This is a genomic window from Actinomycetes bacterium, assembly GCA_035506535.1.
Taxonomy (GTDB): Bacteria; Actinomycetota; Actinomycetes; order DATJPE01; family DATJPE01; genus DATJPE01.
The window spans coordinates 98,373-111,768 of record DATJPE010000063.1; the positions used below are offsets into that span (position 1 = coordinate 98,373).

General features: G+C 72.0%; 11 protein-coding genes and 1 tRNA gene. 4 read left to right on the forward strand and 8 right to left on the reverse strand.

What is annotated here, in order from left to right; translation table 11 throughout:
• Nucleotides 1-11: 11 nt before the first annotated feature.
• On the forward strand, nt 12-860 hold the full coding sequence (locus tag VMI11_09065) for an NAD-dependent protein deacetylase (GenBank protein ID HTY72559.1): 849 nt from the start codon (nt 12-14) through the stop codon (nt 858-860).
• Here VMI11_09065 and VMI11_09070 read toward each other — a convergent pair.
• From VMI11_09070 to VMI11_09095, 6 genes are all read right to left on the reverse strand, one after another.
• The gene (locus VMI11_09070) at nt 843-2,846 is read right to left on the reverse strand and encodes an alpha/beta-hydrolase family protein (protein ID HTY72560.1); all 2,004 of its coding nucleotides are present in this window, start codon (nt 2,844-2,846) and stop codon (nt 843-845) included. The two genes, VMI11_09065 and VMI11_09070, sit on opposite strands and share 18 nt — an antisense overlap.
• Before the next feature lie 17 nt (nt 2,847-2,863).
• Nucleotides 2,864-3,589, reverse strand: coding sequence for a CPBP family intramembrane glutamic endopeptidase (locus VMI11_09075; GenBank protein HTY72561.1), 726 nt, complete (start codon nt 3,587-3,589; stop codon nt 2,864-2,866).
• A gap of 114 nt (nt 3,590-3,703) precedes the next feature.
• Nucleotides 3,704-5,080 (reverse strand): FAD-binding oxidoreductase, encoded by a 1,377-nt coding sequence (locus VMI11_09080; GenBank protein HTY72562.1) that lies wholly within the window; start codon nt 5,078-5,080, stop codon nt 3,704-3,706.
• A gap of 157 nt (nt 5,081-5,237) precedes the next feature.
• Nucleotides 5,238-6,470, reverse strand: coding sequence for a glycoside hydrolase family 32 protein (locus VMI11_09085; GenBank protein HTY72563.1), 1,233 nt, complete (start codon nt 6,468-6,470; stop codon nt 5,238-5,240).
• Nucleotides 6,471-6,600: 130 nt separating this feature from the next.
• Complete coding sequence (locus VMI11_09090; protein ID HTY72564.1) at nt 6,601-8,055, reverse strand: DEAD/DEAH box helicase; 1,455 nt, start codon at nt 8,053-8,055, stop codon at nt 6,601-6,603.
• A 527-nt stretch (nt 8,056-8,582) separates the two neighbouring features.
• A tRNA-Arg gene (locus VMI11_09095) sits at nt 8,583-8,655 on the reverse strand.
• Nucleotides 8,656-8,787: 132 nt separating this feature from the next.
• Between VMI11_09095 and VMI11_09100 the strand changes: the two genes are divergently transcribed.
• On the forward strand, nt 8,788-9,750 hold the full coding sequence (locus VMI11_09100; GenBank protein HTY72565.1) for a quinone oxidoreductase: 963 nt from the start codon (nt 8,788-8,790) through the stop codon (nt 9,748-9,750).
• A gap of 110 nt (nt 9,751-9,860) precedes the next feature.
• Nucleotides 9,861-10,067, forward strand: coding sequence for a dodecin family protein (locus tag VMI11_09105; protein HTY72566.1), 207 nt, complete (start codon nt 9,861-9,863; stop codon nt 10,065-10,067).
• A 15-nt stretch (nt 10,068-10,082) separates the two neighbouring features.
• On the opposite strand, the gene VMI11_09110 is transcribed toward VMI11_09105, so the two are convergent.
• Complete coding sequence (locus tag VMI11_09110) at nt 10,083-11,114, reverse strand: TIGR03617 family F420-dependent LLM class oxidoreductase (GenBank protein ID HTY72567.1); 1,032 nt, start codon at nt 11,112-11,114, stop codon at nt 10,083-10,085.
• Nucleotides 11,115-11,215: 101 nt separating this feature from the next.
• Between VMI11_09110 and VMI11_09115 the strand changes: the two genes are divergently transcribed.
• Complete coding sequence (locus tag VMI11_09115) at nt 11,216-12,376, forward strand: acetyl-CoA C-acyltransferase (GenBank protein ID HTY72568.1); 1,161 nt, start codon at nt 11,216-11,218, stop codon at nt 12,374-12,376.
• A 210-nt stretch (nt 12,377-12,586) separates the two neighbouring features.
• Here the strand turns inward: VMI11_09115 and VMI11_09120 are convergent, their stop codons facing one another.
• Nucleotides 12,587-13,348, reverse strand: coding sequence for a 3-hydroxyacyl-CoA dehydrogenase (locus VMI11_09120; protein ID HTY72569.1), 762 nt, complete (start codon nt 13,346-13,348; stop codon nt 12,587-12,589).
• Between the last annotated feature and the right edge of the window lie 48 nt (nt 13,349-13,396).

The following is a 13,396-nucleotide window of genomic DNA, read 5'->3' on the forward strand; positions in this document are numbered from 1 at the left end:
AGGATGGTGCGATGCGGCTCGACACCGCCTCGCGCGTCGATGCCCTCGCCGAGCTCGTGGCGGGCGGCGACGTCGTGGTGCTCAGCGGCGCGGGCCTGTCGACCGAGTCCGGCATCCCGGACTATCGCGGGCCGAGCGGGGCGAGCCGGCGCCGACCGCCGATGACCTATCGCGCCTTCGTGGACGACCCGGTGGCCCGCCGCCGCTACTGGGCGCGCAGCCATCTCGGCTGGCGGCACCTCTCGAGCGTCGGACCGAACGCCGGCCACCGCGCCGTGGCCGCCCTCGAGCACAGCGGCGTGCTCGTGGGCACGATCACCCAGAACGTCGACGGCCTCCACCAGCGGGCCGGGTCGCACGGGGTGCTCGACCTGCACGGCCGCCTCGACCGCGTGGTCTGCCTGGACTGTCGCGCCGTGGTGTCCCGCGAGGAGGTGGCGGCCCGGATGAGCGCAGCCAACGCCTCGTGGGACGCCGAGGCGACGGCGCTGAACCCCGACGGCGACGCCGACGTACCCGATGGGCAGCTCGACGGCTTCGTCGTCGTGGCCTGCGAGCGCTGCGGCGGGACGTTGAAGCCGGACGTCGTCTACTTCGGCGAGAACGTCCCGGTGGCGCGGGTCGCGGCGGCCAACGACTGGGTCGACTGGGCCCGCGCGGTGCTCGTGCTGGGATCCTCGCTGACGGTGTTCTCCGGCCGTCGGTTCGTGATTCGGGCCGCCCGCGCGGGCAAGGCCGTCGCGATCGTCAACGACGGGCCCACCCGCTGCGACGACCTGGCGGGGATCCGGCTGCACGGCCGGCTCGGCGTCACCCTGACGCGGTTGGCCGACGCGATCGGGTCAGGCGCCGGGCTCTGACTCGTCCTTCAGCGAAACGGACAACGCCCCGAGGCTCTCCGCGGTGAACAGCTTGTCGCGGACTTCCTCGCGGGCCTGGAGCGCGGCCTCGATCGCCTCGATCTGGGTCTTCGTGGCCGGCAGGTCGTACACCTCGCTGATGAACCGGGTGAGGTCGGGCCGGTAGTCGTGCGCCCAGGCCCGGTAGGCCCCCGGGATCTGCGCGTTCTTCATGTCGACCATGGACTGCAGGAACGTCGTCAGCGGCCGCCACCGCATCCGGGCGGGGATCCCCCGCGGGCTCGCGCCGGGCACGACCTCGACCCGCGGCCGCTCGTCGCTCAGCCAGGCCGGGCGGGTGGCCACCAGGTCGGCGCCGAACTTCGTGACCCCGTCGTTGTCGTGGCTGACCATGACGTAGCGCAGCTTCTGCCGTCGCTCCTCCGGCATCGACTCGACCTGGCCGAAGTCGTTGACCATCACGACGACGTCCGGGTCCACGTCGGGGCGGGGCGGGCCGGTGACCTCGTGCATCCAGCCGCTGCCGTACGGCGTCCCGATCCACAGTGCCCGCTCGATGCCGAGCGCCTGCGGCCCGAGCGTGCCCCAGTGCAGGAGCACGTCCTGGCTGGTGTGCGCGCCGAGGCTCTCCCCGAAGAGCACGACCTTGGGCCGGTGGGTGCGCCCGATGAGCCGCTCGCTGATCCGCAGCCACAGCAGGCGGTTCTGCTCGCGGGCATCCTTCACCTTGAAGAGCGAGAGCGGCGACGGGCGCTTGGAGTACTGCAGGGTCACCGTCGCGATGTCGCCGAGGGTCAGGTACTCCGCGGCCGCCGTGGCGCAGTAGTTGACGTAGCCGGTCCCGGTCGGGGAGATGAGCATGAGCACCGAGCGGTCCCACGCGCCGGTACGGTCCATCTCGGCCAGCGCGAGATCGACGCGTTCGGCAGCCGTGGGCGCGCTGTCCAGGCCGACGTACACCTGGACCGGCTCGGTCTTGGCCTCCTGGCCCATCACCGTCTCGATCGAGAGGTCGGGCAGCCCCGCGGGGCGGTCCTCGACCGGGCGGGGACGCACGTACGCGAACGCGTGCCGGCGTCCCTCGCGGCCGAGGGTGTCCCACGGGACGAGGCTGCCAGGTCCCCCGCTGACGTTCCCGCCGACCCATCGGGCTGCCACCGCGTCGTCGAGGATCGGCTCGATCCTCGACGTCCCCGCCTCGATCTTCGCCACCGTCCGGTTGAACAGCGCGGTTCCGCCAGCAGCGAGCCCGCCGAGGACCAGCGCGTGCCCCGCCGGACGCCACAGCCGAGACGAGCCGGGGAGGACGCTGGCCAACCCGGCGGCGATCGCGCGGACCAGCTCGTGCTCGCCGTAGGCGACGAGCGTGAGCGCGAGGCTGGCGCCGATCCCCGCCCCGACGGACTCGACCGGCTTGAGCGTCGTGGCTTCGCCGACCTCGATCTCCTCGGGCAGGCCCTGACGGCGGCGCGACTCGACGACGAAGGCGAGCAGCAGCCCGGCCGGGATCGCGACCGGCATCCTCGCGATCCGCCCGTTGGCGCCGAGCAGGCGGTCCAGGGTCTCGGTGCCGAGCTGGACGGCGGCGAAGGTCGCCCCGCCGACACCGGTGGCCGCTGTACGCCATGCTGACTGCCGGAGCGCGCCGCGCGCCACGGCCTCGCCGGGTCGCTTGGGGATCGCCCGTTGTGCGAGCAGGCCGGCCGGGATCACCGCGAGGTCGAGCAGCATCGCGGCGTTACGCTGCCTTGCCTCGGCGCTCGCTCCTGGCACGGACTCCGCGAACAGCGAGGCGGCGGCCTCGATGGCGTCCTGGGTGCCAACCGTGAGGACGTAGGTCAGCGTCGTGGCGAGCCCGGTGATGATGCCCTGGTCGACCAGGCTGCGGGGGACCAGAGACGGCTCGAAGGTTCCCGGTGTGACGGCCGCGGCCGCAAGAAGCCCCGTCTGCTCGCCCCGCCCGCTGAGACCGCTTCCGTTGGCCATGCCCAACCTCCCGCCCTTCAGCGCGACGCGGCGTCGCGTTCGCTGCCCGCCGGTCGCCTGGCCGAGCGAGCACCCTTGCGCCACGCTATCGCGACCCCCATCCCGTTGACTGCCCAGTGCAGACCCACGGGCGGGAGCAGGCTGTCGCTCCACAGACGCAGCCCGGCGAACAGGACGCCGGCGGCGGCGGTGAAGGCGACCGTGCCGGCGACGGCGACCGCCCGCCCACGGCGTCCTCCACCCGCGAGGGAGCCGAACGCCTCGTGCTCCGCATGCATGGTGCGGGCGGGGAGCACGTGCCAGAGGCCGAAGACCACCGAGCTGAGCGCCACGGCCCATCCCGTACCGACGTCACGCCGCAGCTCCGCGAGCAGCACGCCGCGGAAGGCGGTCTCCTCCAGCAGCACGGTGCCGAGGGGGATCGCGACGAGGACCCGCGCCGCGATCTGCCGCCCGGTCGAGGTCATCGCGCGGCGATCGGAGAACGCCGCGCCGAGGTGGGGGATCGAGGCGGCGACGACGTACCCGGCGATGACCAGCACGACCAGGACCGCGGCCCACAGCAGACCCTTGCCGATCGTGCCTTTGCCCAGGCCGAGGTCGGCCCTGGTCAGCCCGCTGCGCAGCCCAAGGGCGACGAGCACGCCGGCCGAGACCACGCAGACGGGGACGTACCAGCGCTGGGCCAGCAGGTTGGTCAGCAGGTTGGCGGCGACCAGCACCGCCAGCACGACGACCAGCACCCGTGGTCACCTCCCCGTCCGCCGCGGCCACCCCACCTTCTCGAATGAACGCGACATTCCTCCAATAGGACCGTAGGAACGCCGCGTTCATTCGAAGAGTAGGCAGCCCGCGGGTCAGGTGGTCGAGGGCGGGATGTTCTGGTTGTGCCGGAACATGTTCGTCGGGTCGTACCGGTCCTTGAGCGCCTGCAACCGGGCGAACTTCTCCGGTCCGAACGCCTCGCGGACGCGGTCGATGCCCTCGTCGCCGAGGTAGTTCAGGTACGCGCCCTGCCTGGTCCACGGCTTCATGCGGGCGCCGAAGTCCTTCACCCACCCGATCTGCTCGGCGTCCATCGACGGGTCGGGAGGCCACATGTTGAGCAGGTGGATGTTGAACGGCGCCTGGCGCTGACCGAACGCCATCGCGTCGTTCTCGACGCGGGCGACCGCTCCGCCACCGGCGACCATCAGGCTCTGGGACAACGGCGACGTGTGGGTGTTGGCGACGGCGGCGAAGGTCTCGCACGCCTCGTCGGGCAGGTCCACGAAGTCCGACGTCCAGTAGTTGCGCATGCCCGGCGCGTTGGCCCCGTCGAGCATCTGCTGCACGGCGACGTAGGGCATGGGCTGCACGAGGTTGACGGCAGGTGGCCCCCACTCCAGCAGCGGCCGCAGGACCTCCTGCCCCTTGTCCGGGTCCCCGACGTACACCACGACGAGGCCGATGACCGGATGCCCGCGCACCGGCTCAGGAACGAAGTCGGCTGGTGGCGCGGAGATGAACGCGATGGCGGAGTTCACCTCGTCCGGGGCGACGAGCATGAAGTCACGCCAGAACTTCAGCAGGTCGGCGCCGCGCGGCGCCGGGTGGAGGACCAGCCCGGCGAGGAGCAGCGGCGGGATCGCACGCAGGGTGAACTCGAAATCCGTGACCACACCGAAGTTGCCGCTTCCGCCCCGCAGACCCCAGAACAGCTCGGCGTTCTCCGACTCGCTGGCACGGACCACGGTGCCGTCGGCGACGACGACCTCGCAGCTCGTGAGGCTGTCGCAGGTCAGACCGTACGTCCGCTCGAGCCAGCCGCTCCCGGAGCCGAGCGTCAGCCCGCCGACGCCAGTACTACCGACCCGCCCGCCGGTGACGGCGAGACCATGAGCAGTGGTGGCTGCGTCGACGACCCGCCAGGTCGCACCGCCTTGCACATGCGCGGTGCTGGTGACCGGGTCGACATCGACGCCGTCGAGAGGGCGGAGGTCGATGACGACGCCGCCGTCGTTGACGCCCGCACCGGTGACGCTGTGGCCACCGCCGTAGACGGACACGTCCGCACCGCCGTCGCGCGCGACGTTGACCGCCGCGACGACGTCCGCCGTCGAGGCACAGCGCAGGATCGCGGCCGGCCGTCTGTCGACCATGCCGTTGAAGACGTGACGAAGCTCGTCGTAGTCCGCGTCCCCCGGTCGGACGACGGCCCCGCCGAAGCCGGCGAGGTCGAGGGTTGAGGTCATGCGTGCCCCCTTCGCTAGGTCGGGGCTCGCCGCGGCGGACTAGAGCGCGCGGGCTGGCACGACCGTAGTGCCCGCCGTCACCCTGAGGCCAGAGCCGCCCCACCCTCTCCTGCAATGAACACGGCGTTGTGCCACTAGGCGGGCAACTACGCCGCGTTCATTGCAACGGGAAGGGGAGGCCGACTACGGCGTTGCCGGTGCAGACCTCGAGCACGGGGCCGTCGACGAGCACGTCGACCGGCCCGGCGGGGTCCGGCACGTCCACGTCGTGCCCCGGAGCCGAGACGCGCACCGACGCCGGCCCCACGGTGACGGACACGGTCTCGTCGAGACGTGCCTCCGCTTCCAGCTCGTCAGTCGCGATCCGCCAGTGGCGGACACCCGGGCGCGCCGACCGGAGGGGTTCGCTCACCGACGGGTGCGGCTCCAGGTGGACCCGTCCGTCCACCAGCGACATCCGGTACGGGATGCTCAGCGCGCCCGTCCACCGTCCACCCGGGTCGGCGACGCCGCGGATCCAGAACATGAGCGCGGGTCGGCCCTCGGCGTCGGTGAAGGCGGCAGGTGCGTAGTGACCCGGGCCGTACGTCAGCTGCTGCCAACGCTCCACGTCCAGCCGGCCCTCGGCGTAGGTACCGACGGCCGCGAGCACGTTCAGGTTCACGTTCGGCTGCCACGCGGACACGATCATCACGCACCGCTCGCCGAGATCGACCAGCTGCGGGCACTCCCAGGCCTCGCCCGATGCCAGGCCGCCCGTCGGGCTGGTCCGCGAGCTGGCCAGCACCCCGTCGTAGGTCCACCCAGACAGATCCGCGGACGTGTAGCTCACCGCCGCCGCGGTCCCGTCGCTGAGTCCGGCGCCGACGAACATCCGCCAGTGGTCGGCCTCGCGACGAACGACCGGGTCGCGGAACACGCGGATCCCTTCGCCCTGCGGAGCACGTACGACGGTGCCGGCTCTCTCCCACCGCTGCCACTCGGCGTCGACGGCACGGGCCGTGCGGATCTCGCCGATGTCGAAGGCGGGGCCTCGCACCGAGGTATAGAAGATCGTCGGCTCGCCGGTGACCGGATCAGGGACCAAGGTCCCCGACCAGCACCCGTCCTCGTCGTCACCTGGGACGAGCACCGACCCGTGATGGGTCCAGGTCACCAGGTCGGGACTGGTGGCATGACCCCACTGACAGCGAGGGTTCCAGTGGCTCTCGCCCGGAAGCGATTGGTAGAACAGCTCGTAGTGGCCGTCGCGATAGGTGATGCCGAGCGGGTCGTTGAGCCATCCGTGCGGCGCCGTGAGGTGCAGCGCCGGCCGTGCCTCGTGCATCGACGGTTCGAGTGCCGACCCATCGACGTCCGATCCGGCCAGCGCCCTCACCCTCCCTCTCACGCGTCGGCCACGATAGCCAGGCGCGCGAGTCCCGTTCAGCCGGATGTGCCACGTCGACCCTGCACCCTCACGACGCGACGTACCGATCACGCCTGGTGCTTCCGTTCACCACGCGTACGGTGAAGTGCTCCTAGGCCGGCTTGGCCGACCCTCTCCCTCTGCCGCGACTGCCGCCGCGCCGGCCTGCCGAGAACTCGGCCACGGACATGGTCGGTACCCGCGGAGCCTCCGTACGTCCTCGGTCGTTCGCCCCGGACGGTCGAGACGCTGACTTGCTCTGCACCCCATGCTTGGCGACGCCATGTCCGCGTCGGCGCGGCCCCTCGGAGGCACTGCCACGGTTACGGCCCTCGTTCCGCCGGGGCTCGCGCGGCAGCGGCAGCGGGGCTACGAGGTCGGCGCGAGGACCGGTGAGCGCGACCACCTCGCGCGATCCGGGAGTCACGGTGCGCAGCGTGGGCGTGATCCCGGCTCTGCGGGTCATCGAGGCGACCTCCGCACGCTGGGAAGTGGTCTGCACCGTCACCACGACCCCGCTGGCGCCCGCACGCCCGGTACGGCCGGAACGATGCAGATAGGCCTTGTGCTCCACCGGGGGATCGACGTGCACGACGAGCGCGACGTCGTCGACGTGGATCCCGCGGGCAGCCACGTCGGTCGCGACCAGCACGCGCACCCGGCCGTCCCTGAAGAGCGCGAGGTTGCGGTCACGGGCGGCCTGGCTCAGGTTGCCATGGAGGTCGACCGCGGGTACGCCCGACTGGGTCAGGTCCCGCGCCAGCTTGCGCGCGGAGTGCTTGGTACGCGTGAACAGAACCGTGCGATCCCGACCCGACGCGAGCTCGGTCACGATGCTCGGCTTGTCCGAGGCCGCCACCGTCAGGACGTGGTGCTCGATGTCGAGCTGCGTGCGGGCATCACCGTCCACCGAGTGACGGACCGGGTCGCTGAGGTAGCGCCTCACCAGGACGTCCACCCCGTTGTCCAGTGTCGCCGAGAACAGCAGACGCTGGCCATGACGGTCGGTCGCGTCCAGGATGCGCCGAACCGCTGGGAGGAAGCCGAGGTCGGCCATGTGATCGGCTTCGTCGACCACCGTGACGGCGACGGCATCGAGGTGCACGCAGCGTTGCCGCATCAGGTCCTCGAGCCGGCCCGGGCAGGCGATCAGTACGTCGACGCCTCGGGTGAGGGCGCTCACCTGGGGGCGCTGGCTGACGCCGCCGAAGATCGTGGTGGTCGTGAGGCCCATCGCCGCCGCCAGCGGGGCCATCGCTGTCTGAACCTGAGTGGCGAGCTCCCGTGTGGGGACGAGAACGAGACCGTGCGGGTGCCCGGCGGAGGATCGGGACGGCATCGCCGCGATCCGAGTCAGCAGCGGGATCGAGAACGCGAGGGTCTTCCCGCTGCCGGTCCGGCCGCGGCCGAGCACGTCGCGGCCGGCGAGTGCGTCAGGCAGCGTGGCCACTTGGATCGGGAATGCGGAGGTGATGCCTTGCGCCGAGAGAACGTCGACCAGCCGGGCTGGTACGCCCAGGTCGGCGAAGTCGGGCAGGACGGTGATGGTGGCGGGGTCGAGCCCCATGATGATGCCTCTCCGAGGTGGAAGTCGGTGCTGTTCGCGGCGGACAGCAGACGGCCAATGCCGTCCCCAGTCCAGATCGCGGCCAGAGCCTGGTGCACGTCCCGTTCGGGGGCACCGCGCCCGGTCACTGAGCCGGAAGCCCGAGGCTGCACCTGCTGCGCTACCTCGGCAAGTTCGTGGTTCGCCGGTGGGTCCAGTGCTACCCATCACCCGGCGACGACAACGATTCTATCGCACCTGCATCACCGGCTGCCTCTGGGGGCGAGCCCTACATCCTTCGAGGAGGAGCCCTCAGCCTCAGCCTCAGCCTCGGTGGCCCAGGTCCATCGCGTCCACGGCGCGAGCCGGTCCGACGGCACGCCTGTCGCAGTGAAGGTGTCGGACGTCGGAAAGGCGTCCAAGGGTGCCGGGGCTCGTCGCCGCTGAGAACTCCGGCGAGCCGGCCCTGCACGTGAGGATCAGGCGCCTTGCGGGCCGGAAGCCGTTCCGCTGATGAGGAGACGGGCTGCGGCATGCAGTGGCTCTTGCGCGCCCGAAGGGATTCGAACCCCCAACCTTCTGATCCGTAGTCAGATGCTCTATCCGTTGAGCTACGGGCGCAGCGCCGGGTACGTCCTACTCGGCGGGAAGCGCCAGTGTAGCCGCCGACGTACCCCGGCCCGTAACCGAGATCATCAGCGACCGCGGGCCCCCGGTAGTGCCGCGAACGGGTGCGGGCGCGACGATGGCCCCATGCGTGTCGTGATCGCCGCCCGCCACGGCGGGCCAGAGGTGCTCGAGATCCAGGACCGCCCGACGCCCACCCCGGGCTCGGGCGAGGTGCTCGTCGACGTACGGGCCGCCGGTGTCAACTTCACCGACGTCTACACCCGTACCGGTGTGTACGGCTCCGAGATGCCGACCGTCATGGGCCAGGAGGGCGCTGGCGTCGTCGCGGCGGTCGGCCCCGACGTCACCGACCTCGCCGTCGGCGACCGCGTGGCCTGGACGTCGGCACCCGGCAGCTACGCCGACCAGGTCGTCGTGCAGGCAGCCGCCGCAGTACCCGTGCCGGCGGGGCTCGGGGACGACGTCGCGGCCGGTGCGCTGCTGCAGGGGATGACCGCGCACTACCTGCTCAACTCGACGTACGCGGTCGAGCCCGGGGACACCATCCTCGTCCACGCCGCAGCCGGCGGGGTCGGGCTGCTCCTCGTCCAGATGGCCAAGGCCAAGGGCGCCCGGGTGATCGCCACGGTGTCCACCGACGGGAAGGAGCGGCTGGCCCGCGAGGCGGGAGCCGACGAGGTCCTGCGCTACGAGGGGTTCGCGGAGCGCGTACGCGCCCTGACCGGTGGCGAGGGCGTCCCCGTCGTCTACGACAGCGTCGGTGCCGCGACCTTCGACGGCAGCCTCGCCAGCGTGCGTACCCGCGGCTTGCTCGTCATGTTCGGCCAGTCCAGCGGGGTCGTGCCGCCCTTCGAGCTGCGGCGGCTGATGAACTCCGGGTCGCTGTACCTCACCCGTCCGACCCTCGGGCACTACATCGCGACCACCGAGGAGCTGCGCGAGCGGGCGTCGGCGGTCTTCGGCGGCATCCTCGACGGGTCGCTGTCGCTGCGGATCGGGGGCCGGTACGCCCTCACGGACGCGGCGGACGCCCACCGCGACCTCGAAGGCCGACGCACGACGGGCAAGCTGCTGCTCATCCCCTGACCGGGCGTCCCCGCAACAGGGTCGCTCGTCCCTTGCGGGACGTACCGCTCAGCGCCACGATCGGGCCGACCGCCGGAGCGACCGGACCAGCGTCTCGAAGGAGCACGCCCATGAGCGTCTATCGCGTCACCGAGCTGATCGGCACCAGCACCACCTCGTGGGAGGACGCCGCGGCCGGCGCCATCAAGACCGCGCAGCAGACCTTGCGCGACCTGCGGGTGGCCGAGGTCGTCGCGCAGGACGTCACCATCGACGACGCCGGCACCCTCACCTACCGCACGAAGGTGCGCCTGTCCTTCAAGTACGAAGCCTCCTGAGGCCGCGCGCCCTGCCTACCCGGCCGAACCGCCGGCGCGGAGGTCGGAGACCACCTGGTCGACGACGTCCGCGTCGAGCTCCGCCGGGGTGTACAGGGAGATACGCGTCATGACGTCGCCGTAGCGGCGCAGCAGCTCGCCGGCGACGCGGTCCGGCTCGGCCACGACGCAGAACGCGTTCAGGACGTCGTCGTCGATCGCCTCGCCCATCTCTCGCCAGCGGCCCGCGACCGACATCGCGTGCAGCTCGTCGGACAGCCCGCCCCAGCCGTGGGCCTCGAGGACCGGGCGGTACGCCGGCGTCGAGGCATAGAACGCGATCTGCTCGCGCACGCCGCGGCAGGCGCGGGCGATCTGCTCCTCGTCGCGACCGGTGGCCACGAACGGCGCCCCGACCACGTCGAAGCCGGCGAGCCCGTCGGTACGCCCGGCGGCGGCGCGGCCCTCCTCCAGGGCCGGCACGGTCACGGTTCGCAGGTACGTCTCGGTCGTGAAGCCGTGGCACAGGAACCCGTCGGCCACCTCGCCGGCGACCCGCGTCATCACCTCGCCGACGCCGGCGAGGAGGACCCGCGGAGCGCCGTACGGGTTGGGACCGGGCGAGAAGAACGGTGTCATCAGCGTGTGGGAGTAGTACTCGCCGCGGAAGTCGAGCGGGGTGTTGGTGTTCCAGCAGTCCCAGATCGCGCGCATGGCGAGGATGTACTCGCGCATGCGGGGGGCCGGGTGCGACCAGGGCATGCTGAAGCGCCGGCTGATGTGGGCCTTGATCTGAGAGCCGAGCCCGAGCAGGAGGCGGCCGCGCGAGAGCAGCTGGACGTCGTTGGCCGCGACCGCCGTCGTCATCGGGTTGCGGGCGAACGCCACCGTGATGGCGGTGCCCACCTCGATCGTGTCGGTCGCCGAGGCCGCGAGGGAGACGGCGATGAACGGGTCGTGCTTGGTCTCGCTCGTCCACACCGCCGCGTAGCCGGCGTGCTCGGCACCGACCGCGACCGCGCGCGTGTCGACCGGGCCTTCCGGGTTGAACGTCGCGTCGACCTTCACGTCATCACCTCGGTGCGATGGGCCGGCCGGTGCCGCCACGGGCCGGTCGGGGCGGGTCCTGGGAGCATACTTACTGACGAGTAGCAAACCAGGAGGTCGCCGTGCCCGCTCGTGACGCCGTCATCGTCGACGCCGTACGCACCCCCGTCGGCAAGCGTGGAGGGTCGCTGGCCGCGGTCCACGCCGTGGACCTGTCCGCGCACGTCCTGGGCGCGCTGGTGGAGCGGACCGGGATCGACCCCGCGGTCGTCGACGACGTCATCTGGGGCTGCGTGCAGCAGGTGGGCCAGCAGAGCTTCAACGTGGGCCGCAACGCGGTGCTCGCCGCTGGCTGGCCCGAGTCGGTGCCGGGGACGACGATCGACCGGCAGTGCGGGTCCTCCCAGCAGGCCGTCCACTTCGCCGCCGCGGGCCTGGTCGCCGGACACTACGACGTGGTCGTCGCCGGGGGCGTCGAGATGATGACCGCGATCCCGCTCGGCGCCGCCGCGCGTGACCCCGAGCTCGGGGAGCCGTACGGCCCGCTCGTCGACGCCCGCTATGGCGTGCCGTTCCACCAGGGACTGGGCGCGGAGATGATGGCGGAGAAGTGGGGCTTCACGAGGGCGGAGCTCGACGAGTTCGCCGGCGCCTCGCACGCCAAGCTCGCCGCGGCGGTCGACGAGGGTCGTCTGGCCGGCCAGATCACGCCGGTACGCCTCCCCGAGGGTGGCACGCTCTCCGCCGACGAGGGCCTGCGCCGCGGCACGACGCCGCAGACGCTGGCCGGGCTGCGGCCGGCGTTCAAGCCCGACGGGGTCCTGCACGCCGGCAACTCCTCGCAGATCAGCGACGGGTCCGCGGCCGTCCTCCTGACAACCTCGGAGAAGGCTCGTGAGCTGGGCTTGACGCCGCTGGCCCGGGTGCACACGGCCGTCCTTGCCGGCGACGACCCGGTGATGATGCTGAGCGCGCCGATCCCGGCGACCCAGCGGGCGCTGGCCCGGGCCGGCCTCGGCATCGGCGACATCGACGTCTTCGAGGTCAACGAGGCCTTCGCGCCGGTGCCGATGGCCTGGCTCGCCGAGACCGGAGCCGACCCGGCGCGCCTGAACCCGAACGGCGGCGCGATCGCCATCGGGCACCCGCTCGGCGCGTCGGGGGCTCGGCTGATGACCGCGCTGGTCCACGAGATGGCCGACCGCGGGCTGCGTTACGGCCTGCAGACCATGTGCGAGGGCGGCGGCATGGCCAACGCGACCATCCTGGAGCGCCTCGCCTGACCCCACCCGGCGCCATGTTCTGACTGAACGCGGCGTTCCCCCGGACCTATTGGAGGAATGTCGCGTTCAGTCGAAGCACGCGGGGGCCGAGGAGCCGACTCAACGCGGCGTTCAGTCGGACCTATTGGAGGAATGCCGCGTTCAGTCGGAAACCGGCGGGGGCGCTTCCCGTCGCACCGGGAGAAGCGGGGCGGGGGCTGGGCGGGACGGTCAGCGGGGGCCCATCCGGATGGCCCCGTCGAGGCGGATCGTCTCGCCGTTGAGCATCGGGTTGCGCACGATGTGCTCGACGAGGGCGGCGTACTCCGAGGGGTCGCCCAGCCGGGACGGGTGCGGCACCTGCGCCTCGAGGGAGGCGATCGCCTCCGGCGGCAGCGAGGCGAACAGCGGGGTGTTGAACAGCCCGGGCGCGATGGTGACGACCCGGATCTTGTGCTGGGCGAGGTCGCGCGCCACCGGCAGGGTCAGGCCCACGACGCCGCCCTTGGATGCCGAGTACGCCGCCTGCCCGATCTGGCCGTCGAACGCCGCCACCGAGGCCGTGTTGACGATGACCCCCCGCTCGCCGTCGACCTCCGGCGTCGCGGCGATGCGCTGGGCAGCCAGCCGGATCACGTTGAAGGTGCCGATGAGGTTGACCTGGATGACGCGTGCGAAGCCGTCGAGCGGGAACGGCCCCTCCTTGCCGAGCGTTCGGATCGCGTTGGCGATCCCGGCGCAGTTGACCGCGATCCGCAGCGTCCCCAAGGACTCGGCGGCGTCGAGCGCAGCCCGTACGTCGTCCTCGGCCGTGACGTCACCCGGGGCGAACAGCGCCCGGTCGCCGAGCGCAGCGGCCTCGGTCGCGCCGGCCGAGGACGGCAGGTCCAGCAGGACCACCCCGGCCCCCTCGGCGTGCAGCCGCGTGGCGGTGGCCAGGCCGAGCCCGGAGGCCCCGCCCGAGACGACGGCGACGCTGCCCTCGATCTTCATGGCGCTCTCCTCGATCGATTCCGCCAGGCGCAGCCCGGCCCTCTGACC